Source organism: Pacificibacter marinus, assembly GCF_018860505.1.
GTDB classification, from domain to species: domain Bacteria; phylum Pseudomonadota; class Alphaproteobacteria; order Rhodobacterales; family Rhodobacteraceae; genus Celeribacter; species Celeribacter marinus_B.
On sequence record NZ_JAHKPU010000006.1, the window covers coordinates 2,501 to 25,775 of the forward strand.

At 53.2% G+C, this 23,275-nt stretch carries 19 protein-coding genes, 1 tRNA gene, 2 rRNA genes and 1 pseudogene; 9 read left to right on the forward strand and 14 right to left on the reverse strand.

The genetic code is table 11. The annotated features are described in order from the left end of the window. The first annotated feature begins 409 nt into the window (after window positions 1–409). The 3 genes from KO503_RS00585 (at window position 410) to KO503_RS00595 (ending at window position 3,647) form a co-directional block, all read left to right on the forward strand. Window positions 410–3,244, forward strand: a 23S ribosomal RNA gene (locus tag KO503_RS00585). Window positions 3,245–3,372: 128 nt separating this feature from the next. After that, window positions 3,373–3,487: ribosomal RNA gene (rrf, locus tag KO503_RS00590) — 5S ribosomal RNA — on the forward strand. 83 nt (window positions 3,488–3,570) lie between these two features. Further along, window positions 3,571–3,647 (forward strand) — tRNA-Met (locus KO503_RS00595). Window positions 3,648–3,767: 120 nt separating this feature from the next. Here KO503_RS00595 and istB read toward each other — a convergent pair. Then, window positions 3,768–4,559, reverse strand: coding sequence for an IS21-like element helper ATPase IstB (gene istB / locus KO503_RS00600; protein ID WP_215989660.1), 792 nt, complete (start codon window positions 4,557–4,559; stop codon window positions 3,768–3,770). Then, on the reverse strand, window positions 4,549–6,075 hold the full coding sequence (istA, locus tag KO503_RS00605) for an IS21 family transposase (RefSeq protein ID WP_215989661.1): 1,527 nt from the start codon (window positions 6,073–6,075) through the stop codon (window positions 4,549–4,551). Before istA ends, istB begins: the two co-directional genes overlap by 11 nt. Before the next feature lie 116 nt (window positions 6,076–6,191). On the opposite strand from istA, the pseudogene KO503_RS00610 reads away from it, so the two are divergent. Then, window positions 6,192–6,473: pseudogene (locus KO503_RS00610) on the forward strand (IS3 family transposase); the annotation flags it as partial. 58 nt (window positions 6,474–6,531) lie between these two features. Further along, complete coding sequence (locus KO503_RS00615) at window positions 6,532–6,795, forward strand: hypothetical protein (protein WP_215989662.1); 264 nt, start codon at window positions 6,532–6,534, stop codon at window positions 6,793–6,795. A 445-nt stretch (window positions 6,796–7,240) separates the two neighbouring features. On the opposite strand, the gene KO503_RS00620 is transcribed toward KO503_RS00615, so the two are convergent. The 3 genes from KO503_RS00620 to KO503_RS00630 all read right to left on the reverse strand — a co-directional run bounded on the left by KO503_RS00620 (window position 7,241) and on the right by KO503_RS00630 (window position 11,615). Beyond that, window positions 7,241–8,596 carry a PepSY-associated TM helix domain-containing protein gene (locus tag KO503_RS00620; protein WP_303506917.1) on the reverse strand — a complete coding sequence of 452 codons (1,356 nt, stop codon included), beginning with the start codon at window positions 8,594–8,596 and terminating at the stop codon, window positions 7,241–7,243. A 695-nt stretch (window positions 8,597–9,291) separates the two neighbouring features. Then, window positions 9,292–10,869, reverse strand: coding sequence for a Mur ligase family protein (locus KO503_RS00625; RefSeq protein ID WP_215989664.1), 1,578 nt, complete (start codon window positions 10,867–10,869; stop codon window positions 9,292–9,294). Next, a complete protein-coding gene (locus KO503_RS00630) occupies window positions 10,866–11,615 on the reverse strand; it encodes an alpha/beta fold hydrolase (RefSeq protein WP_215989665.1) in 750 nt (249 codons plus the stop codon). Before KO503_RS00630 ends, KO503_RS00625 begins: the two co-directional genes overlap by 4 nt. Window positions 11,616–11,725: 110 nt before the next feature. On the opposite strand from KO503_RS00630, the gene KO503_RS00635 reads away from it, so the two are divergent. Next, entirely contained in the window at window positions 11,726–12,895 is a 1,170-nt protein-coding gene (locus tag KO503_RS00635) for a hypothetical protein (RefSeq protein WP_215989666.1), read from the forward strand. On the opposite strand, the gene KO503_RS00640 is transcribed toward KO503_RS00635, so the two are convergent. The 5 genes from KO503_RS00640 to KO503_RS00660 all read right to left on the reverse strand — a co-directional run bounded on the left by KO503_RS00640 (window position 12,892) and on the right by KO503_RS00660 (window position 18,005). After that, window positions 12,892–14,064 (reverse strand): winged helix-turn-helix domain-containing protein, encoded by a 1,173-nt coding sequence (locus tag KO503_RS00640; protein WP_215989667.1) that lies wholly within the window; start codon window positions 14,062–14,064, stop codon window positions 12,892–12,894. The genes KO503_RS00635 and KO503_RS00640 overlap by 4 nt on opposite strands. A gap of 80 nt (window positions 14,065–14,144) precedes the next feature. Further along, complete coding sequence (locus tag KO503_RS00645; protein WP_215989668.1) at window positions 14,145–15,350, reverse strand: TCR/Tet family MFS transporter; 1,206 nt, start codon at window positions 15,348–15,350, stop codon at window positions 14,145–14,147. Between the two features lie 103 nt (window positions 15,351–15,453). Then, the gene (locus KO503_RS00650) at window positions 15,454–16,239 is read right to left on the reverse strand and encodes an alpha/beta fold hydrolase (protein WP_215989709.1); all 786 of its coding nucleotides are present in this window, start codon (window positions 16,237–16,239) and stop codon (window positions 15,454–15,456) included. Window positions 16,240–16,297: 58 nt separating this feature from the next. Beyond that, entirely contained in the window at window positions 16,298–17,155 is an 858-nt protein-coding gene (locus KO503_RS00655; protein ID WP_215989669.1) for an alpha/beta fold hydrolase, read from the reverse strand. A gap of 70 nt (window positions 17,156–17,225) precedes the next feature. Beyond that, window positions 17,226–18,005 carry a hypothetical protein gene (locus KO503_RS00660; protein ID WP_215989670.1) on the reverse strand — a complete coding sequence of 260 codons (780 nt, stop codon included), beginning with the start codon at window positions 18,003–18,005 and terminating at the stop codon, window positions 17,226–17,228. Between the two features lie 190 nt (window positions 18,006–18,195). On the opposite strand from KO503_RS00660, the gene KO503_RS00665 reads away from it, so the two are divergent. Next, a complete protein-coding gene (locus KO503_RS00665) occupies window positions 18,196–18,468 on the forward strand; it encodes a hypothetical protein (protein ID WP_215989671.1) in 273 nt (90 codons plus the stop codon). A gap of 212 nt (window positions 18,469–18,680) precedes the next feature. Here the strand turns inward: KO503_RS00665 and KO503_RS00670 are convergent, their stop codons facing one another. From KO503_RS00670 to fabB, 3 genes are all read right to left on the reverse strand, one after another. Then, complete coding sequence (locus KO503_RS00670; protein WP_215989672.1) at window positions 18,681–19,469, reverse strand: enoyl-ACP reductase FabI; 789 nt, start codon at window positions 19,467–19,469, stop codon at window positions 18,681–18,683. A gap of 191 nt (window positions 19,470–19,660) precedes the next feature. Continuing rightward, window positions 19,661–20,077, reverse strand: coding sequence for a hypothetical protein (locus KO503_RS00675; RefSeq protein WP_215989673.1), 417 nt, complete (start codon window positions 20,075–20,077; stop codon window positions 19,661–19,663). A 166-nt stretch (window positions 20,078–20,243) separates the two neighbouring features. After that, window positions 20,244–21,473, reverse strand: a complete 1,230-nt coding sequence (gene fabB, locus KO503_RS00680; protein WP_215989674.1) for a beta-ketoacyl-ACP synthase I — start codon at window positions 21,471–21,473, stop codon at window positions 20,244–20,246. Window positions 21,474–21,647: 174 nt separating this feature from the next. Here fabB and KO503_RS00685 point away from each other — a divergent pair, with 174 nt between their 5' ends. Further along, window positions 21,648–22,019, forward strand: a complete 372-nt coding sequence (locus tag KO503_RS00685; RefSeq protein ID WP_215989675.1) for an STAS/SEC14 domain-containing protein — start codon at window positions 21,648–21,650, stop codon at window positions 22,017–22,019. Between the two features lie 87 nt (window positions 22,020–22,106). On the opposite strand, the gene fabA is transcribed toward KO503_RS00685, so the two are convergent. Next, the gene (gene fabA, locus KO503_RS00690) at window positions 22,107–22,616 is read right to left on the reverse strand and encodes a bifunctional 3-hydroxydecanoyl-ACP dehydratase/trans-2-decenoyl-ACP isomerase (protein ID WP_215944684.1); all 510 of its coding nucleotides are present in this window, start codon (window positions 22,614–22,616) and stop codon (window positions 22,107–22,109) included. Window positions 22,617–22,832: 216 nt separating this feature from the next. Here fabA and irrA point away from each other — a divergent pair, with 216 nt between their 5' ends. Next, complete coding sequence (gene irrA, locus KO503_RS00695; protein WP_215989676.1) at window positions 22,833–23,270, forward strand: iron response transcriptional regulator IrrA; 438 nt, start codon at window positions 22,833–22,835, stop codon at window positions 23,268–23,270. The last annotated feature ends 5 nt before the right edge of the window (window positions 23,271–23,275 follow it).

Here is a 23,275-nt window from a genome sequence, read left to right on the forward strand (position 1 = left end):
TTCCTTTGGAAGGTCCAGCTGATTGACATCGTATAGAGAGATTAAATGTTACATTGAGATTTGTTCTTAATGTAACGAACAACATTGTTGCTCCCCATAGTATTTGGATGAGCTCAACTGCTGCTTCTTCGGAAGCCGGCCGGTGCAAAGCCTCCTCGGCGGATCACAGGTATCGCGGTTGCAAAACGCAATGTTGTCCAAGTCAAGTACACTAACCAAGCTCGTAGATCGCACGGTCTTCGAGCTGAGACGCATCCCTTCATACAGGATGTTGTCTTATGTCAGATCTTATAGATCTGGCGGGAAAATGTATGCTTTTGGTTTGGAAAGCGCATCTACACATCTTACCAGCTTGTGTAGGTCTGCAAAATGGCGTGACTTCGGTCACAGTTTTGCTCTTTCTGGATCAAATCAAGCGCGAGAAGGGCGTTTGGTGAATGCCTAGGCAGTAAGAGGCGATGAAGGACGTGATACTCTGCGATAAGCTATGGGGAGCTGAGAATAAGCTTTGATCCATGGATTTCCGAATGGGGCAACCCACCTGACAGTTTGTTATAATTGCTTTACGGCACTTTATAATGGATTGAACCAGGTACTTTTAGACTGAATACATAGGTTTAAAAGAGCAAACCCGGGGAACTGAAACATCTAAGTACCCGGAGGAAAGGACATCAATAGAGACTCCGTTAGTAGTGGCGAGCGAACGCGGATCAGCCGAGCCTTGAGAGTGACTAGAACACGTTGGAAAGCGTGGCCATAGCGGGTGATAGCCCCGTATAGGAAGCTCGATGGGACGTATTAAGTAGGGCGGAACACGTGAAATTCTGTCTGAAGATCGGGGGACCACCCCCGAAGGCTAAGTACTCCTTACTGACCGATAGTGAACCAGTACCGTGAGGGAAAGGTGAAAAGCACCCCGACGAGGGGAGTGAAACAGTTTCTGAAACCGGACGCCTACAAGCAGTCGGAGGGATCTTGAATCCTGACGGCGTACCTTTTGTATAATGGGTCATCGACTTGGTCTCACAAGCAAGCTTAAGCCGTTAGGTGTAGGCGCAGCGAAAGCGAGTCTTAATAGGGCGTATGAGTTTGTGGGATCAGACCCGAAACCGAGTGATCTAGGCATGACCAGGCTGAAGGTAAGGTAACACTTACTGGAGGGCCGAACCCACACCTGTTGAAAAAGGTCGGGATGAGTTGTGCCTAGGGGTGAAAGGCCAATCAAACTCGGAGATAGCTGGTTCTCTGCGAAATCTATTTAGGTAGAGCGTCATCCGAATACCCCGGGGGGTAGAGCACTGGATGGGTAATGGGGCCCCACAGGCTTACTGATCCTAACCAAACTCCGAATACCCGGGAGTACTAGATGGCAGACACACGGCGAATGCTAACGTCCGTCGTGAAGAGGGAAACAACCCTAACCTCCAGCTAAGGCCCCTAATTCATGGCTAAGTGGGAAAGCAGGTGGGACGACCAAAACAACCAGGAGGTTGGCTTAGAAGCAGCCATCCTTTAAAGATAGCGTAACAGCTCACTGGTCTAGATAAGTTGTCCTGCGGCGAAGATGTAACGGGGCTCAAGCCATGAGCCGAAGCTGAGGATGTATATTTGTATACGTGGTAGCAGAGCGTAGTGTGACATAGTTCCATGTGTCTTTAACCTTCTTCGGAAGGTCTTAGACACAAGGAGCTTTCTGTGAAGCCGGCGCGTGAGCGATCCGGTGGAGAGATCACTAGTGAGAATGATGACATGAGTAGCGACAAAGGGAGTGAGAGACTCCCTCGCCGAAAATCCAAGGGTTCCTGCTTAAAGCTAATCTGAGCAGGGTAAGCCGACCCCTAAGGCGAGGCCGAAAGGCGTAGTCGATGGGAACCAGGTTAATATTCCTGGGCCAGATGGAAGTGACGGATCTCGAGGGTAGTTCATCCTTATCGGATTGAATGGGCTGCTTAGAGGTTCCTGGAAATAGCTCCATCGTTAGATCGTACCCTAAACCGACACAGGTGGATAGGTAGAGAATACCAAGGCGCTTGAGAGAACTATGTTGAAGGAACTCGGCAAAATACCTCCGTAAGTTCGCGAGAAGGAGGCCCGGTTCTAAGGCAACTTGGAGCTGGGGGCACAAACCAGGGGGTGGCGACTGTTTACTAAAAACACAGGGCTCTGCGAAGTCGTAAGACGACGTATAGGGTCTGACGCCTGCCCGGTGCCTGAAGGTTAAAAGGAGGAGTGCAAGCTCCGAATTGAAGCCCAGGTAAACGGCGGCCGTAACTATAACGGTCCTAAGGTAGCGAAATTCCTTGTCGGGTAAGTTCCGACCTGCACGAATGGCGTAACGACTTCCCCGCTGTCTCCAACATAGACTCAGCGAAATTGAATTGCCTGTCAAGATGCAGGCTTCCCGCGGTTAGACGGAAAGACCCCGTGCACCTTTACTACAGCTTCACACTGGCATTAGACCGAACATGTGCAGGATAGGTGGTGGGCTTTGAAACCAAGACGCTAGTTTTGGTGGAGCCTCCCTTGAGATACCACCCTTGTTCTGTTTGATGTCTAACCGCGGTCCGTTATCCGGATCCGGGACCCTGTGTGGCGGGTAGTTTGACTGGGGCGGTCGCCTCCTAAAGAGTAACGGAGGCGCGCGAAGGTTGGCTCAGACCGGTCGGAAATCGGTCGTTGAGTGCAATGGCAGAAGCCAGCCTGACTGCGAGACTGACAAGTCGAGCAGAGACGAAAGTCGGTCATAGTGATCCGGTGGTCCCGAGTGGAAGGGCCATCGCTCAACGGATAAAAGGTACGCCGGGGATAACAGGCTGATACTGCCCAAGAGTCCATATCGACGGCAGTGTTTGGCACCTCGATGTCGGCTCATCTCATCCTGGGGCTGGAGCAGGTCCCAAGGGTACGGCTGTTCGCCGTTTAAAGAGGTACGTGAGCTGGGTTTAGAACGTCGTGAGACAGTTCGGTCCCTATCTGCCGTGGGTGTAGGATACTTGAGAGGAGTTGCCCCTAGTACGAGAGGACCGGGGTGAACGATCCACTGGTGGACCAGTTGTTATGCCAATAGCAGTGCTGGGTAGCTATGATCGGACAGGATAACCGCTGAAGGCATCTAAGCGGGAAGCCCCCCTCAAAACAAGGTATCCCTGAGGGCCGAGGTAGACCACCTCGTCGATAGGCCAGAGATGTAAGTGCAGTAATGCATTCAGTTGACTGGTACTAATTGCCCGATAGGCTTGATTTGATCCAGTAAAAGCAAAACTGATAAAGTTTACTAATACTGAGACAAACAAAAGCATACATACCAACACACACAGTAAAATGTACTTAGACTTGGACACTCCTAGGAGTGAAACAGAGGTTCTTATTCGGTTTGGTGGTCACAGCGCTAGTGAAACACCCGATCCCATCCCGAACTCGGCCGTTAAGCACGGTTGCGCCGATGGTACTGCGTCTTAAGACGTGGGAGAGTAGGTCACCGCCAAACCTAATAAGAACCTCTGAAATGTCCCTTCAGCAGGACATATTTAATCTCTCTAAACGATCCTCATACTCCGGATTATACCCTGTCGCGGGATGGAGCAGCCCGGTAGCTCGTCAGGCTCATAACCTGAAGGTCGTAGGTTCAAATCCTACTCCCGCAACCAACACTAATTCACCAATATTATCAATGGCTTGAGTTTTATCACTCAGGTGTTGAATGTCACTTAAAACTGACCCGGTATTGTCACCGAGATCTGGCCCGCTCAGTCGTTATGCTTTCTTCGTTATGATGTGGTCAATGCCGATGTTTCCTTTCGTTTCTGTTTCGCGATCTCGGAGCTGGCTTTGAAGCGGTAGCTGTCATTACCGGTCTCCAGAATGTGGCAGCGGTGGGTGAGGCGATCGAGGAGCGCGGTGGTCATCTTGGCGTCACCGAAGACCGTGGCCCATTCGCTGAAGCTCAAATTGGTGGTGATGACTACGCTTGTGCGCTCGTAGAGCTTGCTCAGAAGATGGAACAGCAAAGCACCGCCTGAGATGCTGAACGGAAGATAGCCCAGCTCGTTTAAGATCACCAAATTCGTCTTGATCAGCGCCTCAGCGATCTTTCCAGCTTTGCCCTGAACCTTTTCTTGTTCCAGCGCATTGACCAGCTCAACCGTCGAGAAGAAGCGCACGCGCTTGCGATGATGTTCAATGGCTTGAACGCCGAGGGCCGTCGCGACATGCGATTTTCCCGTGCCAGGACCACCGATCAAAACGACATTCTCAGCCGCGTCCATGAACTCACAGCGATGCAGTTGCCGCACCAGAGCTTCGTTGATCTCACTGTCAGTAAATGTGAAGCCAGAAAAATCCTTGTAGGCAGGGAAGCGCGCTGCTTTCATGTGATAAGCGATGGAGCGTACCTCGCATTCGGCCATCTCAGCTTTAAGCAACTGCGATAATATCGGAACGGCTGCATCGAACGCGGGTGCCCCCTGTTCAAGTAGATCGTTCACAGCCACGGCCATCCCTGGAAGCTTGAGGCTGCGCAGCATGATGACGATAGCGGCACCGGCAGGATCATGACGCATGGCGCGCACCTCCTTGGCGCAACCCGTCATAGCGCGCAACATTGGCCTCGGGTTCTTTGCTTAGCGACAGCGCACTCGGTGGCGTCACGTCTGGCAGATCAGTTGGCTTTCCATCCACCAGCCTGTGAAGCAGGTTCAGGACATGGGTCTTGGTCGGCACGCCTGCGTCCAGTGCCATTTCTACAGCGCAGAGCACGGCCTGCTCTTCATGCTGCAAAACCAAGGATAAGATATCGACCATTTCCGGGTCTCCGCCAGGCTTACGTAGCATCAGGCTCTGAAGCTTGCGGAACGCCTCTGGCATCTCGACAAACGGTGCTCCGTTACGCAACGCCCCCGGTTTGCGCTGCACAAGGGCCAGATAATGGCGCCAGTCATAGATGACGCGCCCAGGCTGACGGTGCGACCGCTCAATGATGCGCTCATACGTGCATATCACGGCTCCCTCGGCCACGATGACCAGCCGTTCGGGATAGATGTGCAGGCTGACTGGGCGGTTCGCAAAGCTCGCTGGCACAGAGTAACGGTTGCGATCAAAAGTAATCAGGCAGGTTGGCGACACGCGCTTGCTCAGCTCAACAAATCCGTCAAAGGCCGTTGGCAATGGCATCAGCGCGGGCTTCTCGGCCTCCCAGGTATCGGTGATACTGCCAGACAAGCTGCCGTGTGCAGTCTCCGACCACAGCACTTTGCAGCGACCTTCCAGCCATTCATTTAGTGCCTCAAGGCCCGGAAAGACAGGCGCGACCTGCCACAGGCGATGGCGCGCGTCGCGGACGTTCTTCTCAACCTGACCTTTCTCCCAGCCCGCCGCTGGATTGCAAAACTCAGGCTCAAACACATAGTGGCTGGTCATCGCCAAAAAGCGTGCATTCACATCGCGCTGTTTGCCGCGACCGACCCTATCCACAGCCGTCTTCATATTATCGTATATCCCTCGGCTTGGAATACCGCCGAACACACGGAAGGCATGCCAATGGGCATCAAATAGCATCTCGTGGGTCTGCAACAAATAGGCCCGCACCAGAAACGCCCTGCTATGTGATAGCTTGATATGAGCAACCGGAAGCTTGACCCGTGCGCCACCAATTGTGGCCCAATCCTCGCTCCAGTCAAACTGGAACGCTACCCCAGGCTGGAACACAAAGGGCACAAAAGTCCCGCGCCCAGTCATTTGCTGTGCGCGCTGCCGGTCTGCTTTCCAGGTCCGCACAAAGACGGCGACCCGCTCATATGATCCGTCAAAGCCCAGCTGCACCAAATCTGCATGCATCTGTTTTGCCGTGCGTCGCTCTTTACGAGACTTACGCTGCTCCATCAGTAGCCAACCCGACAGTTTCTCCGCAAACGGATCAAGCTTACTTGGCCGCGTCGGCGTCTGGAAGTTGGGTTCTACGATATCAGCCCGCAGATACTTCCTGATGGTGTTCCGAGACGGCCCCGTCCGCCGTGAAATCTCGCGAATGGGCATCTTGTCCCTTAAAGCCCATCGTCGAATTACGCTCAAAAATCCCATGTCTATCACTCCAATATCCCCCGACAAATCCCGTCAGCGGCAAGGTTGCACATGGGTCAATTCTCAGTGACAATTCTGACCTCTACCGGGTCAGTTTCAAGTGACATTCAACATACGACCGTGGCAACCAATATTGTTCACACGACTATCAGAAGATCCTGCGTCAGCATGGCTTCAAGGTATCGATGAGCGGCAAGGGCAATTGTTATGATAACGCCGCCGTCGAGACCTTCTTCAAAAGCATCAAAGCCGAATTGATCTGGCGGGACACATGGGACACCCGAAGGCAGGCCGAGATCGCCGTCTTCGAATACATCAACGGCTTCTATAATCCACGCCGCCGTCATTCAGCACTGGGCTGGAAAAGTCCGGTCGCTTTCGAACGCAAGGTGGCCTAAACGAGCACTCGGAGCGGCACAAAAGCGGGACAGGTCCATTTTTGATGAACCTGCTTTTATGCCACTTTTCATGCATGCGGTGGCATACCGGTTCGGCGTGGCGGTGGAAATGGTCATCGAGGCAATCGGCGAAGCGCTATTTGAGAGAGATGATGAAGTCAATCTTGATCACTTCGCCGATGCATACTTTGTGCGGACGGATTGTGATGAAGAGATGAACCCGTTCATCTCCGATTATTGGCAAGGCATCGATTCGACTGTTGTTCTGGATCGAAATGTTGCCGAGAAAAAAGAGCCGCGGAAGCGCTCACGGCGTAGGTAGCGCTTCAAGTAAGCGCGTTGCATTCAGACAAAAGGTCGCCCTCGGGCGGCCTTTTTTATTTCTATGCTACAGTGGTTTAAATCTAGTTGGCATACAGACGTCGAAAGTTGGTTTTGGGGTGTCGATAGGTTTGCTTTCAGGCTGTTGATGAAAGAGATAACCAATTGATTTATATTAATAAAATTAAAATCCAAGTCGGTCTTTCGATGTCGGACGACAAGGTGGCTGCTATTGATGGCTGCCATATGCAACACAAACGAAGGAAATGTCCCTCGGTCGATCGGTTCAACATATCGTGTCAGTCTTTGGGGCATGATGGTCTTTTGTTTGACATATCCAATTATGGATACTGCCGAAATTGTGGCCTTGTCCAAGGGCGTGACCGCTGGCCATCGAATAAATATCGCATAGGCCACCCAGCATATCACCGGATGGCCTATTCAGATCAGGATGCCTGAGCTTTGCGTGGTCTGGACAGATAAATCAGACTTTCGATAACCGCTAGGACGATGAGCGTCAGCCCGACCAATGGAAAGAAAATCCCTGCAACGATGGCCATAAGTAGCACCGTACGCGGGATACGCCAGTCTGTCGGGAGTTGCGGTGTGCCTATCTCTCCAGTGGGGCGGCGTTTCCACCACATGGCTCCGGCGGCGACGGACATGACCATCATGGCCACGCAGACCAAAAGCAATACAATCTGGTTCACCAGACCCCAAGCCTGCCCCATGTGAATGGAGATCCCCCATTCCGCAGCCCAGCCAAGCGCTCCGAGATCGTTCAACCCTGCATCATAAAGAACTTCACCGGTGTATTGATCAAGGTGGATCACCCTCTCTTGTGTGATGTCATCAGGATAAACCGAGGCAGAGAAAACACCTGTCTCGCCTGATGGCATGTTCAGGGCATATCCAGGAACGATGCCGAGCCCCTCGACCGTGGCAACGACTTGATCAAGCCCCGCGGGAATACCCGAGGACGCGCCTGATGTTGGCATGGGTTGTTGCTCCATGATCCATGGCGTGCGGTCGAGAGCCTCTCCGACGAGCACGGTGGATTGAGGTTTGTTCGACCAATAGCCATCCGGCATTCCAAGCCCGAGAGCATAGGCGCTGTCATAGAAATACCCGCCCCAGACGGAGGACCACGGCAGGCCAGTCATCGCGAGAAACACAATGAATACTGCCGAATAGATGCCTGTCACAGCGTGAAGATCACGCCACCACGGGCGGCCCTTTGTGGCTTTGATTGTGGCTGTTCCGACCTTTTTGCCCCGTGGCCACCACAGATAGATACCCGTTGCGGTCAGCAACACCATCCAACCTGCGACAGCCTCGATGATCCGGTTTCCGACCCAACCAACATATTCAAGCGAATGCAGCTTGCGCACCACATACATCGCGGGCGTGCCCGAGGCCCCCGCATCCCAAAGGGTTCCCAAGACATCGCCCGTGTAGGGGTCAACGAAGATGGCGTTCCTTAACCCATCTTCGCCCAGTATTTTCACCTCTGCTGCGCGGTCAGGCGCTGGGGCAGGCTGATAGGCTTTTAGTTCACCTGGATGAGCCGCCAGTGCATTTGCCGTGATTTGCGAGGCCGCAAGCGGTGCGGCGTCGGTGGGGGCGACGATGCGCAAATCGCGATAGGCTGCGTTATTGATTTCATCTTTGAACAGATAGATGCCGCCCGTGGTGGCAATGATAAAGATGAAAGGCAAAATCAATAGCCCAGCAATGAAATGCCACCGCCAGACCGCGCGGTATAGGGCAGATGAGCCCGTTTTTCTATTTGCATCAGCCACGGAAATTGCCCTCCGATACGGTGAATGTTTCGACAGGTTGCACAGGTAATGCTCTGCAATGATTTGGCCGTGACATGCCAGTTGTGAGGCGTGTCGCACGCATGCAAACGCCATCGTTGAGATGGAATGGTTCCATTGGAGTCTCCGTTGAAATGCGCACGCGGACGCACCGCTGTCTGCGCTTTCAGGCGGCCTATGAGCCGCATTTCTGGTCAAATGGCTCTGATTTGAGCCGCGATCAGACTGTACGGGGAGGAGCTCTTGGCGATCGACCATGATCTCTGGCCTGCGCCGCGCGATGTAGATCGGCGGTCAATTTCCAGAACTTCACGGCCAGTAGGCGCGTTTCAATTTTAGTCGAATCTGGGGCTTGCGGATCGTCCAGAAGATGACAGTAAGGACATCGATGGTTGTGAGTGGGCGAATCTCCACAGATGTCGTCAACGCTAAAACCCAGCAAAACCATTTGGGTAATCGCTACATCTGTCCGGTCCGGTGCCATCATCGCTGCGGACGTGACGCTGCCGCTGGCAAGCATCAGCACCGCGCAACAGACTCTCAGATAATGTCGTAGCGAACCGTTCATGTCGCCTCTATACATCGCGATTTATTTGAACGCACGAATTTATGTTTAAAAGCCATATGTCATCCAGCGCGCTCAGTGTCCTGATCGACCGGCCATTCGAATGAGACCGTTACAAGAACCGCTTTTCTTCCAACAGATCTGGCAGGTCGTTTTCATAGAGAACGACGTCATCCTTGGTGAGCGTTTTTGCAATTGCTGCGCGAGCGGCGAAAAAGGTTGGCACTTCGATCACTTCAGCCGTCTCGTGTTTTGCGGCTGTCACAAAACTGTCAATGCGGCTTGGGTTAACAGCGTAAATCACATCGCAACGCGTGCCTGAATAACGGCCCAAACGATCATGAACGCGGTCGTGCTCTAACCCGAGTTCTGCAATGCCAGGGGTTACAAGAATACGGCGTCCACCACGGTGTTTTGCCAATTTGTCCAGCGCCGAGACGGCAGACATAAAGCCAAGCTCGTTAGAGTTGTACGCATCATCAAGAATAAGCGCAGAGCCAGGTGTGTCGATCTTTTGCAAACGGTGCGGAATTTGCGCGATGGTCTTGGTGAAATAGGGGATTTGATCAGCCGTGCTGGGGTCAATCAACAGCGCAAGCGTCACAGCCAAGGCGGCGTTCATCACGTTATGATCACCGATCAAGGGCAATTCAAAGGTCAAAGCAGGGATGCGCGCGTTCTTAGAATTGAGCGCGATCGACCATGATCCACCTTCGATCTCAACAGCATCGATGGTGACATCGGCACCTTGCAAGCCGACGGTGACGATCTTGTCGCCGTATTTGTCTTTCAGGGCTTTAAACGCCGCATATTGCATCACATCGGCATTGATCACCATGGTGCCGCCAGCAATGCAGGTCTCGGCCGCCAGTTCGGATTTCGCCTGTGCGATGGCGTCAATACTGCCAAAGCGTTCTGTGTGCGCGTCACCCACAGCCGTGATGATGCCGTATTGCGGATGGATAAAGTCACACAGGCGTTTGATCGATCCGATGCCGTAGGCCCCCATTTCAGCCACAAAATATTTATGCGAATATTGCAAGCGTTGGCGAATGTGGCGTGTGTGACCTAGTACCGTATTGATCGATCCGGGACTGTAAAACACCGGACCAGAGGTTTCCAAAATTTCTGCAAACATGTGTTTGACTGTGGTTTTGCCAAACGATCCTGTGATGCCGATGCGAATGGGATCAAGGGTTTCCAATTTTGTGCGAGCTTGATCGACAAAGCCTTCGTTGATGCGATCTTGGAAAGGCTTCAAAATCATATTCGCGGCGATCAAGGCAAAAGGCACGGCTTGCAACACGAGGATTGCAAAAATGGGATGTAGAAACACCAGCAATGCACCAAGGCCCAAAGGCAGCAAAGCCAACCGCCATATCCGCATAGCGCGCTGGGTTTTGGCCAATGGTTTTTTATAGCGATACTGACGCTCCATATAGGCGATGATCACAAAGACTGCGGCGAGCAAAATAAGGCTCAGGGCTTTGGGCAAGGCCAGTCCCGCAAGCAAGATGATCACGACAGCAGCCGATGCGCGCATGTCGAACAGGCGCACATCGCGGCTTGAGGCGACGAACCGTGTGCCGTCATATTCCTCTTGCTGGAAATAGGTCAGTAGGGTGGTGGTGCGCTGCACAACCAAACAGGCGAGCGCGGCGATCAGTAAAACTGTGGCGAAAAGGATCATGCTTGGCCCCGCTTCAACGTCTCAAGAATGTGGGTCGTCAATTGATGTCTGCCGCGCGACAGGATCGAGATGTGATCAAATTCAGGACATTCAACATAGGTGGAATTAGGAATGGCGTGGTGCAGCACCTTACCCATGGCGGGCGGCGTCTCGGTGTCCTTGCCGCCATAAAGTAAAGTTGTGGGGCAGGTGATCTTGGGCAGATCTGGGGTTTGATCTTCTTCAACTGTGCGAATGAAAATATCGCGCAGGCCAAGCTCGCGGCTGTTCACATAATCCGCGCTGCCAAATTGCGCCTCAAGGGCAATCACTGCATCCTCAGATGTGGCGGCGGCTTTTTGTTTCTTGAATTGCCAGCCACGCCATTTGCCTTTGATCTGTTTTAGCAAAGGTCGGGGCAGTTTGATGCCCGCGCCACCCACGATATGCAGGTGTTCAATAGGTGAGTTCGCCATGGCAGCCAGACGCAAGCCAATGCGTCCGCCAAAGCTGTGCCCAACCCAGATAAACTTTGTGATACCCAACTCGGACTTCAAGAAATCACGCACAGCAACAGCGTAATCTTGCGTGGTCCAGTCGCCTTCGGGGCGGGGTGATTTACCGAAGCCCGGCAGGTCCAGCAATACTGTGGGCGCGGCTTGACCTATCAGCTCTGCCGTTGGTACAAAATCCGTATGATCGCGGCCCCATCCATGCGCAAAAATGATCGGAGTGCCAGTCGCTGCGCCGCTCTTTTCATAGAACATGGATGTTTGCCTACTCTGCTGATATTCGCTTGGTCGACCACTAGATATGGTGCTTTATCTGTTTCTAGTGTATCGATTAAGCAAACTCCATATGGATTGTAGGCAAACACGTGAATAAGCTGAACTTAGCCGTCATTTTCGGCGGACCGAGCCAAGAACACGACGTCAGTGTTGTGAGCGCACAACAATTGATGGACGCGGTTGATGTCCGTAAAATCAATGTCGTACCGGTGTATATGGGGTTCGATGGCCGCTTTATGCAGGGGCCCGCTTTGCGCCAATTGGACCGTTTTCGCCCTGCGCCCAAAGGTCTGCGCGAGGTTGTATTTGCTTGGGGCGATATGGGGCCATGTTTGACATCAGTGGATGGCAGTTGGACCAAACAAATCGACTGCGCTTTGCCCGTATTTCACGGCCCCTTTGGCGAGGATGGCCGCATTCAAGGGGTGCTTGAAACCGTTGGTATCCCTTGCACTGGGTTTTCCGCGATCAATTCCGCTTTGGCGATGCGCAAAGATGCGACCAAATCGCTTGTCGCCTCTGTTGGTGTGAATGTTTTGCCGCATGTGGTGGTCAACGCCAAAGAAATGAAACACGCCGATGATGTCTGCGCACGTGTCGAAGCCGATCTGTCCTATCCGTTGATCATCAAACCCGCCAATCTGGGGTCTAGTATCGGGGTCGGACTGGCCAAATCACGCGATGAATTGTTGGTGCATTTGCAAGGCGCGCTGAAAGAAGACAGTTTTGCTTTGGTCGAGCCACAGGTTCAAAATCTGGAAGAGCTGAACATCGCGGTGATGTACCGTGAGGGCGAGATCAAATTTTCCGCGATCGAGCGCCCTAAATCGTCAGCAGAATTGCTCGACTTTAGAGAAAAATACCTGTCCTCTGCCGAAGTGGGCAGCACGGGCAGCGGAAAACTGGGCAATACGGCTGTGCCTTCGCAGGGCATGTTGTCGCTGACGCGTGACATCAATCCTGACATTGACCCTGATCTACAAGCGCGTCTTTATGATTTCGCCTCGAAGGCCTTTACCATCTTAGGTTTGCGCGGTGCGCCGCGGATGGATTTCATGCACAACACTGAAACTGGCGAGCTGTGGTTCAACGAGATCAATCCAATTCCTGGGTCTTACGGATTTTTCCTTTGGGAAGCTGCGACAGAGCAAGTGTTGTTTTCACAATTGGCCGAGCATTTGATGCATGAGGCCTTGAGCGATAGTATCAAACACTTTGATGATCCGGTGCCGCAAGCTGCCTATCTGTTGCCGCGTTAACGCGGGCAGATCCAGTTGACTTTGGTCAGTCCCGCAAGTTTGGCAAAGCGCCCTAATTCGGCGTCCAACTTTTTGATGCGTGCTTTGGTGGAATTTACATCAGGTTCCATCCAATAGTTGAGTACATTCAGTACGCCATTTTTGCGATCCCCTTTGGCCTCGATCCGACCGACAAACCTGTCGCCTTCAAGCACGGGATAAACGTAATATCCCCATATTCGCTTGGCGGCGGGGACAAACATTTCCACAGTGTAATCAAAGCCAAACAGACGTTTCAAACGCGTGCGGTCGCGGATGGCTGGATCAAACGGGCTAAGGATACGTAGACGTGGTGCAGGCGGTTCAAGCGCGTCTAAGCGCTGTTCTATATCCGCGCGGGTGAAAGATTTGCTCCAACTGCCATCAAAGGCTTGTACCTCGACAGGGACCAGATCGCCCCCTTGGCGTTTGGCCCAGTGCGAGACCTCTTTGACCTCGGTGGCGTCCCAAAACTTGCGGATTTCAGTCAGGCTGCCCATGCCGATGCGGTCTAATGCCATGGCGCAAAGTCCGTCGATCTGTTCCAAGTCATCCAGTTTTTGTGTGCGCAAGTCCGCCGGAAAGACGTTTTCTGCCAGATCGTAAAACTTGGTGAACCCTGTGCGATGGCTGGTGGCTAAATCGCCCGAATACCACAGATAATCCAGCGCCTTTTTGTGCGGTGGACGTTTCCAGATCTCTTTGGTGCCCGCGATTTTCGTGTCAAAGTCGCGGGTGGACAGGGGGCCTTCGTCCGCGATGCGGCGCATCACCTCGTCCAGCAGGCGCGCATCCAAAGCATCACCATACCAAGAAGATCGCGCGACCTTTTCTTTCATGCGCCGAAATTGCCTTTGCCACAGTGGCAGTGTGCTCATCGGCAGGACTGAGGCGTCATGGGTGAAATGTTCAAATACGCCGTGACCTTGTCCCAACAGATCGTCCATCATCGGTTCGCGGTAGGCCTGATTGCGGCTCCATAAAATGTGATGATGCGCGCGCGATACGACCTGAATGGTGTCGAGTTGTACAAACCCTAGGGCGTGAATATCGGCTATGGCATCCAAAGTGCCGATTGGCGCTTGGCTTAAACCATTGCCCGCCAGCCACAGATGCCGTGCGTCACGGTTCGATATTTTCAGAACACTCATGCTCGCTCCACTTCGCGGGTAACCTGCCATATTGACCTGTTTGGGTCGAGCAGCTTGTTGTGCAAAGAGGGGCGGCGGGGTCAACGATTGGTCTTGCGCCAGTTGAGCATAAGCACAGTACAAGCGACGATCAAAATCGCCGAGACTGCAAAGGGTGCCCCCGGCAAATAGAAGTTCGTATCAGGGCGCGAAAATTGCGCAAAGACCATGGTCATCACCAAGGGGCTGACGATGGTTGCCAATGCTGCAATGGACCCGAGCACGCCTTGCAGTTCCCCTTGTTGGTCATCGTTTGCGGCGCGGCTCATGATACCTTGCAGAGCAGGCATTACGATGGACCCCAAACCTGAGAGCGCAACAAGCATCCACACAAGCCAAATTTGGGTCAGCACAGCGAAAGTGACGAAAATCACCAGTTCCAATGTCATGCCAAACACAGCCGTTTTATAAGCGCCAAAGCGTTTCACGATGGGGCCAACCAATAGGGCTTGCGAGAGCCCCATCGAGACGCCAAATACAAAGAGAGTTAGCCCGATGTCACGTGCCGAAAAGGCGAATTGTTCGCGGCCGTAAAAGGCCCAAATGGCGGGATAGACAAACAAGGCCACTTGGTACAAGAAAAACACCACAAGCAGCGTGCGTACGCCACCCAATTCACTGACTGATTTGAACGAGTTTAAAGGGTTGGCGCGTTTCATGGAAAACGGGCGGCGTTTGTCTAGGGGTAAAGATTCGGGCATCACCAAAAGGCCAAAAATCCCGTTGGCCAAGGCCATAGCCCCTGCCACCCAAAACGGTGCGCGTGTGTCAACTTCGGCCAAGAAACCGCCAATGACCGGCCCCAAGGCAAAGCCAATCCCTACTGCGGCGCCAATGATGCCAAAGTTTTTTTCGCGGTCTTCGGGTTTTGAAATATCGGCCATAAAGGCAGAGGCTGTTGAATAGGTCGCGGCCATCAGTCCTGCGATGATGCGGCCCAATAACAACAACCAAATTGATCCGGCGACGGCCATGATCGCATAGTCGATGGCCAACACAAACAATGCTGCGATCAAGATCGGTTTGCGCCCATAGCGATCTGACAGGTTGCCCACAATCGGGCCACAAACGAATTGCATCACGGCATAACCTGTCGCCAAAACGCCGCCCCAAATTGCGGCTTCTGACAAAGGTTTACCTGTGACTTCTAAGATAAGATCTGGCAAGACAGGGAAAATCAATCCAGCGCCGATGCCATCGATCAAAATGGTCGCAACAATAAAAATAATGGGCAAGCGTGCGCGCATGGCTGAATCCGATGACAAGAACGTTTAGCGTTACGGTGTTGTAAGCCAGTTGGTCTGCATTGCAATCCCGATTGGGCGATTTTGCGCGTTGATGCTTGCTGCGTCAGGCGTGGCCTATCTCGGTTAGAAAATCACGCAACAGTGCCGCAAGAGACTCTGGTGCTTCTAACATCGGATAATGCCCAGAGCGTCTTATCAATTCAAATCTTGCGCCGGGGATCAGCTCAAGTGTCTCGCGCATCAAATCGGGTGGGGTGATACGATCATCAATGCCGCATAGCCCTAGACAGGGCAGGCGTAGACCAGAAGTGGGCGTGTAAAAATCAGTGCCAGAAATCGCGTTGCAGTTGCCGATATAGCCCTCACCCGACATGTCGCGCAGGACATTGATCCATTGACGCGCCACCTCGCTGTCACGACCTGAGCGCGTAAAACTGCGTTCAGTTGTAATCGCACTCAGCGCCTCTGTGCCGCCCGCTTTCACCTGCGCGATACGTCTGTCCCACACTGCTGGCGGGCCCAGCTTGGCCGCCGTGCCACATAAAACCATGGCGCGAATTTGATCGAGACGTTTGACGGCCAATCCTTGCGCGATCAAGCCGCCATATCCCGCCCCTACAAAAACGCAGTCTTTGATGTTGAGATGATCCAAAAGCTGTTCGGCATCTGTCACCAACTGTCCCATGCGATACGGCGCAGGAGTCACATCCGTCGCCCCATGACCGCGCGCATCATACCGAACGCGCCGCAAGGATTTGGGCAGGTGATCGCAAACGGCGTCCCATATCCGCATATTGGTGCCAAGAGGATGCGCAAACACCACCGCAGGTGCATCCTTGGGGCCGTCATCCAAAATGTTTAAGGCAATGTCATTCACTTGCACGTGCATCACAGTCTCTCATGGGGCTGAGGTGATATCCCACATGGGATGTCGCCAGTATCTTGTGTTAAGCGCCTATCGGCAATTCAGCGATGAAGCGCATGATCGTTTCTGTGCTTTCAGCCTCATCCAAAAAGGGCACATGACCTCGATCTGGTATCTCTGTCGCAATCATATCCGGACGCGCGGTCTGCATTTTGACCCAGCACTCTGGCGTTAAAATATTAGAATGCGCGCCGCGCAATGCGGCTAAAGGCAAACCGCTGAGCGCATGAAACAAGGGCCATAAATCTGGTGTTTCACCAGAGGCACCTTGGGCCTCGATGGCCTCTCGTAATTTGGGATCATAGCGCAGTTGCAACCGATCTGGACCTGCCGTCCAACTGCGTTTCGCATAAGCCAGCCATTCAACGTGGCTAACATTTGGGAACTGCGTTCCCAAAGCGCGTGGCAATCGTTCAGCGGCCTCCTCAAAGGACGTAAACGCGCAAGGTCGGCCAAGATAATCCATGATATGCGCCAAGCCAGCAGGATTCAACTCGGGGCCGATATCATTGAGCAAAACACCCGACAACCGATGTTTCGCTGTGGCGGCCAAAACCATCGCGATCAACCCGCCTCGCGAGGTGCCGATTATGGCGGCACGTTCAAGATTTAGGTGATCCAACAGTGCCAATGCATCGCTGGCTTCTTGTGGGATGGTATAGTTTTGCGGATTTGGATCAAAGTCAGACGCGCCCCGCCCACGGCTGTCGAGACGTATGATCTGCGCGCGGTCTGAAAAATTGGCAGCGATTGGATCAAAGTCATCCATGTTGCGGGTGAGACCAGCCAAACATAAAACAGGCGTACCAGCTCCATGGATGTCATAAGCCAATTTTAGCCCGTCGGTGGTTGTGAATGTGCCGCGCTCGGAGTTCAGCATAGCTGCCTGTGCCTTGAAATTTATATAGGTCTAATTGATCTTGCCATGCTTGTGGCGCAGAGGCAAAACGTTAGAGCAAATCTTGCAACAGCCACCAGCCTGCGGTGAAATGCACGCATATGCAAAACGCATAAGCCGATAAGACGACCAGTGCTGTGTTCGGTGATAAGCGCTTATGCTTGGTGCGCTTGGGCCGCAGCAGACTCTGCACGCCCGCTGTGGCCAAGACGCCCATTGCAATCGAATGATCTTTAAGCGCCGCTGCCGTAAAGGCTGCGATCATAAATAGTGTCACCCAGGTGGACAGGCTGGGCCAAAAGCTGTCGGAAACCGCTTGCACAACGCGTCCGCCCGCAAAGGGCAAAAACGGCAATAGCATCACGAAATTAAACGTGCCGATCATGATGCCAAGCGCACGCATGAAATCTGAAAACAATGGAAAGGCCGCAGCGCTGGCATGGAACAGGCTAAAGGCCACAATCATGGGCGAAATTGCCAAGGCGGGCGCATAAAGAGCCGCATAGCTTTCTTTTAGCGCATCATCGAAATCGTTGTCTGAGCGGGGCGGTGCCATGTAGGGCAGGGGCACCAATCGCACGCGTGCCAGATCATGCCCTACAAATTGGCAGGCCTTAGCTGCGCCGAATTCATGTAATAAAACAGCAAAAACAAAGCCAAATCCCATCAACGGCGATGTTATGGCGGCAACGGCAACCGTCACAATAAAGCCAATTATCACGCCTGTGCCATCAAACCCGCTTATGGTGATCCGCCCGTTGACCGTTTGTGTCGAGCGCAACAAAGGTGCGCCCATAGCCGTTAGAGCGAGAGCGAAAATGAGAAAGACCATAAAGTGCGAATCCGGCGGAAGATTTAGTTATTTGGGCTTTGATGCGTCCCAAATGTGGCGAGATTGTGGCCGCGTGCCCCAATTCCCATGCGCATATGAAATGCGGTGGTCTTTGGTGTGGTGAGCGAATTTATCACAAGGATAATAACATGAAAAAGAGGTACGATTTTTATGCCTGCTTCACCATGTTTTGAAACGCATCGCGCCATCTATAAACGCTGAATCTGTCGCTTACCTGCCCGCCCCGATTTTCTTGGGTGGTGACGTTTTGCAAACTGGCCAAACGGGGGATGCGGCGGAACATGTTTTCCGTGATCATCCATTTGCAGTTAATAAGGCAAAAAACGATCAAGGCACGGATCAGGCCACCTATCGCTGTGCGGGCCTTGCGGATATGGCAGTTGCGATTGCCACGGGCAGACAGCAGCGCGGTGGTTTGGAGCTTACAACGTATATACGTTGAGGTCATGACCGCGATGGTATCCTCTTTCGAAAGCGTAAGTGGGGCGATATGTTGCCCCCCGCGAGTGCCCCGAGGCACGGACGCCAGATCAGGCTCGTGACTAGCGCGTCTAACGTTTGGTATGGCCTTGGAAAATTCAGACTTCATAGGTCTGAATAAACGCAAAACGGCTCGCAAAATTGCGAGCCGTTTCATTTTGGGCAGGCCTTGCCCTACAGGTTTTCGACTTGCGGCATACCGATGGTGTGGAAGCCACCGTCAACACGGATGATCTCGCCTGTGGTGTAGGCACCGCCATCTGAATTCAGGTATACAGCCGTTGCACCAACAGCGTCCAAGGTCGCGTTTGAGCGCAAAGGCGCGTTTTCTTCGGCAAAGCGGTAAGTGCGACGCGCACCGCCGATGGCAGCACCTGCAAGTGTTTTCATCGGACCAGGTGAGACCGCATTGACGCGAATGCCTTGAGGGCCAAGGTCATTGGCAAGGTAGCGTACAGAGGATTCCAGCGCCGCCTTGGCCACGCCCATGACGTTGTAATTCGGCGTAACACGGTTTGAGCCACCGTAGGTCAGTGTGATCAAAGATCCGCCGTCAGGCATCAGTTCTGCCGCGCGTTTGGCCACGTCAATGAACGAATAACACGAGATATGCATCGAGTTTTTGAAGTTCTCAACAGATGTATCGCGGAAGCGGCCCGTCAGTTCGTTTTTGTCAGAATAGGCAATGGCGTGCACGACGAAATCCAGTGTGCCCCATTTGTCTTTGAGCGCCGCAAAAGCTGCGTCCATTTGCTCGGGGTTGGTGACGTCAACATCGACCATAGTGTCCGAGCCAACGGTCGCGGCCAAAGGGGCCAAGCGCTTGCCAAAGGCCTCGCCTTGATATGTGAACGCCAATTCGGCACCCTCAGCCGCACAAGACCGCGCGATGCCCCAAGCGATGGAGCGCTCATTTGCGACCCCCATGATGAGACCGCGTTTGCCTTTGAGTAGATCCGCCATCGTAAAACCCCTTATTTGGTTGGTCGTTTATTTGGCGTGTTTCGCACGCAACGTCAAGTTTTTGCGCCGCGTGAGGGGCTGCTAAGGTCTTGTGTAAGACTTGACCCGCCACAATCCTCAAATGCCGACCACCCGCAGCTATGAAGCTGGGGGGTGGTGTTGTGTTGCTTGGCGAACAAGGTCCGTCGGGGTTAGCCGCAGAATACGCGAATGACTGTGGATGTTGGGTCGATCACGGACTCTACGGCCGTGCCGCTGTGCACAAAGTTCAAACGTGAGGGTGTGTTCGTGGCGACGTTTTCTTGGCTGCCGTAATGTCTAGAGCTGCCCGGAATGTTCAGAGTTGATGTCGCGCGCGATGGGCCGCCGACGAGGCTTTGATACTGAGAGGCACCACATGTGTCCTGCGGTACAGGGTTGCCTTGCGGTACTGGCGCCATCGCGACCGTGCTTCGTGCATTTTGAACAGAAACAATGCCAGATTGCGCGCGTGCCCAATCGCTTGGGTGTTGTGCTTGCGGTGTCGTGCGCACTGGTAAATTGTCTGACCCTTGGGTGCAGCCAGCCAAAGCTGCCCCTAGGATGCAAAGTGTCAAAGCTGATTTCATCATGTCCGTCCCTACATAAAAGCGTTTGAAAAAACCTATTGAAGATAAGGAGTTGAGTAAAGCCGTTTGGTCGTTCTTGCTGGCCTGCAGTTGGAGGTGTGGCATGAGATACAAAAACGGCCACGCAGTGAGGCATGGCCGTTGAAATGTTGGATCTGCGTTATAATCAATCGCGGTATTTTGACATAATCATAGACCCATTCGTACCGCCAAAGCCAAACGAATTGGTCATGACACTATCTAGGCCCGCATTGTCGATGCGTGTGGTTGCGATCTCATTTGCATGGATCGCTGGATCAAGCGTTTCCACATTGATCGACGGCGCGATGAAGTCGTTTTGCAGCATAAGCAAGCAGTAGACGGCTTCTTGCGCGCCGGTCGCGCCTTGTGAGTGGCCGGTCATGGATTTCGTGGATGAAATCAGCGGAGTGTTTCCTTCACCAAAAGTGCGGCGGACAGCTTCAACTTCGCCCACATCGCCCACAGGTGTGGATGTACCATGTGCGTTGATGTAGCCGATTTTGCGATCTGCGCCGAGTGTGGACAGGGCCACTTTCATCGCGCGCTCGCCGCCTTCGCCGGATGGGGCCACCATGTCTGCGCCGTCAGATGTCGCACCGTAGCCTGTGACTTCTGCATAGATTTTCGCGCCGCGCGCTTTTGCGTGCTCCAGTTCTTCGAGCACCAAGATCGCACCACCGCCGCCGATGACAAAACCATCACGGTTCGCATCAAATGCGCGGGACGCTTTCTCTGGCGTGTCGTTGTACTTCGATGACATCGCGCCCATGGCGTCAAACAAACAAGACAAGGACCAATCCAATTCCTCGCCGCCGCCTGCAAACATCACGTCCTGTTTGCCCATCATGATTTGCTCGGACGCAGACCCGATGCAGTGCAAGGATGTGGAACAGGCTGACGTGATAGAATAGTTGATGCCCTTGATCTGGAACGCTGTCGCGAGGTTCGCAGAAATCGTAGACCCCATACATTTTGGCACAGCAAACGGACCAACGCGTTTGGTTGCGCCAGACTTCAAAACGGTCTGGTGCGCTGCAAACATCGCTGAAGTGGACGGACCACCAGATCCTGCAATTAGGCCAGTGCGAAAGTTGATGACGTCTTTCTCTTCCAAGCCAGAATCCGCAATCGCCTGAGACATCGCGATAGAGGCATAAGCCGCACCCGGCCCCATGAAGCGCAGCGCACGCTTTTCAACGTGATCTTTAATGTCGAGCTTTACGTTGCCCGCGATCTGACTGCGAAACCCGTATTCTTTCATATCCTCATTGGCAGTGATGCCAGAGGTGCCTGATTTGAGAGAGGCCAAGACTTCTTCGGCGTTGTTGCCGATAGAGGAGACAACTCCAAGACCTGTGATAACGACACGACGCATGGCGTGCTCCTTTTATAAGTTTGCTCTTATGTAAGGCAGGCAAGGGGACGGGTGCAAGGGGGGAGGGGCTGTGAGAGATGGTTTAGGCATCGTAAGCCCTGTGCGTTGATTGAGATCAACGACCCTACGTTCCTATCTATTAGGATACAGAGGATAAGTTAGGAGGACATTGTTATGTTTACTGTTACGAAACACTCAGCGGACCGTTTGGATATCAAGCTGTCAGGTACGCTTGATGCGGATGGTATGCGCGCTGGATTGGATCAACTTATTGCGTTGTCTGATGATGTGACGCAAGGCCGTATGCTGTACAGAATTGCGGATTTCTCAATGCCAACATTGGGAGCGTTCGGCGTTGAAATGAGTCGCCTTCCAAAGCTGTTCGGCCTTCTGGCCAAATTTGACAAATGCGCTGTGGTCACTGAAGCGGCGTGGCTGCGCAAAGCCGCTGTGGTTGAGGGCGCACTTTTCCCGGGGCTTGAAATCAAGAGTTTCGAACCAAGTGAGACCGCACTGGCTGAGGATTGGCTAAGTTCGAACAGTTGATGACCTGCACCTATATGAGATGCGAAAAAGCGGCAGCACTTTCATGCCGCCGCCTTTTTCAACGCCAAAGCGCCGAGCCTCAGGTCCCTAGCTTTCAGACAAAGCCACTTTCATGTCTTTCACTTCGTAAGCCACTTCGCCGTCAATTTTGACGATGCCATCGGCCACACCCATGGTGAGGCGGCGGGTTTGGATGGCTTTGGTGAAATCAATTTCATAGGTCAAAAGCTTGGCCTCTGGGCGCACCATGGCTTTGAGTTTGATCTCGCCCACACCCAAAGCATAGCCGCGACCTGTCCAGCCGCGCCAACCAAGGTTGAAACCTGTAAGCTGCCACAGCCCGTCAAGGCCAAGACATCCGGGCATAATGGGGTTGCCAGGGAAGTGGCATTCAAAGAACCACAGGTCCGGTGTGATGTCGAATTCTGCCATCACGTGACCTTTGCCATGTGCGCCGCCATCGCTTGAAATGTCGGTGATGCGGTCCATCATCAACATGGGTGGGGCTGGAAGCTGGGCATTGCCTGCACCAAACAGTTCGCCACGGGCGCATTTAAGTAGGTCTTCTTTGTCAAAGCTCGTCGGAAAATCGGCCATAGATGCGATTGCCTTATGTTAGGGTCTTTTTTCAGTTTGAAGGCTCTGTATCACTGTGTGAGTAAAACGTGCAAGTGTACAGGGGGGCGTCTTGGTTTAAGCGAATTTGGGGATTTCGTTTGAATAACACCCGCGCAAGGCCTTATACTGTCAAAACGAGCCAATTGGAGGGCCTCATCAAGAGGCTTTTTTCGAAGCGAGACGCGAATGAATGACATGAGCCAACAAAACAGCCCCTCATTGAGCGTGCAAACGCGGCGCGGCGAAGCGTGGCTGGCCAGTGCCGATCTGCGCCCCACACGTCAACGTGTTGCTTTGGCAGCGCTGTTGGTGGGGGATGGTCAAGATCGTCATGTTACGGCGGAAAGCTTGTTTTCAAATGTGTGCAGCTCTGGCGAAAAAGTATCGCTGGCCACCGTATACAACACGCTGCGCGCCTTTTGTGATGCGGGGCTGATGCAAGAGGTCACTGTCGACGGCACGCGGTCCTATTTCGACACCAACATGGACGAGCATCCGCATTTCTTTTGGGAAGACAGCGGTGAGTTGACCGATGCTCCTGCAGAGGATTTGAAAATTGTGGGTCTGCCTATGGCCCCTGATGGTATGGAAATTGCCTCTGTTGATGTGGTGATCCGCTTGCGCAAAACCTAAGCTGC

Bases quoted from the DNA above. Each gene is read 5' to 3' on its own strand.
- istA (WP_215989661.1), bottom strand. From the start codon at position 6,075: ATGGGATTTTTGAGCGTAATTCGACGATGGGCTTTAAGGGACAAGATG.
- KO503_RS00675 (WP_215989673.1), bottom strand. From the start codon at position 20,077: ATGAAATCAGCTTTGACACTTTGCATCCTAGGGGCAGCTTTGGCTGGC.
- KO503_RS00685 (WP_215989675.1), top strand. From the start codon at position 21,648: ATGTTTACTGTTACGAAACACTCAGCGGACCGTTTGGATATCAAGCTG.
- istB (WP_215989660.1), bottom strand. From the start codon at position 4,559: ATGCGTCATGATCCTGCCGGTGCCGCTATCGTCATCATGCTGCGCAGC.
- KO503_RS00670 (WP_215989672.1), bottom strand. From the start codon at position 19,469: ATGGCGGATCTACTCAAAGGCAAACGCGGTCTCATCATGGGGGTCGCA.
- KO503_RS00655 (WP_215989669.1), bottom strand. From the start codon at position 17,155: ATGCTGAACTCCGAGCGCGGCACATTCACAACCACCGACGGGCTAAAA.
- KO503_RS00615 (WP_215989662.1), top strand. From the start codon at position 6,532: ATGCCACTTTTCATGCATGCGGTGGCATACCGGTTCGGCGTGGCGGTG.
- KO503_RS00645 (WP_215989668.1), bottom strand. From the start codon at position 15,350: ATGCGCGCACGCTTGCCCATTATTTTTATTGTTGCGACCATTTTGATC.
- fabB (WP_215989674.1), bottom strand. From the start codon at position 21,473: ATGCGTCGTGTCGTTATCACAGGTCTTGGAGTTGTCTCCTCTATCGGC.
- KO503_RS00640 (WP_215989667.1), bottom strand. From the start codon at position 14,064: ATGAGTGTTCTGAAAATATCGAACCGTGACGCACGGCATCTGTGGCTG.
- KO503_RS00625 (WP_215989664.1), bottom strand. From the start codon at position 10,869: ATGATCCTTTTCGCCACAGTTTTACTGATCGCCGCGCTCGCCTGTTTG.
- fabA (WP_215944684.1), bottom strand. From the start codon at position 22,616: ATGGCCGATTTTCCGACGAGCTTTGACAAAGAAGACCTACTTAAATGC.
- KO503_RS00630 (WP_215989665.1), bottom strand. From the start codon at position 11,615: ATGTTCTATGAAAAGAGCGGCGCAGCGACTGGCACTCCGATCATTTTT.
- irrA (WP_215989676.1), top strand. From the start codon at position 22,833: ATGAGCCAACAAAACAGCCCCTCATTGAGCGTGCAAACGCGGCGCGGC.
- KO503_RS00650 (WP_215989709.1), bottom strand. From the start codon at position 16,239: ATGCACGTGCAAGTGAATGACATTGCCTTAAACATTTTGGATGACGGC.
- KO503_RS00660 (WP_215989670.1), bottom strand. From the start codon at position 18,005: ATGGTCTTTCTCATTTTCGCTCTCGCTCTAACGGCTATGGGCGCACCT.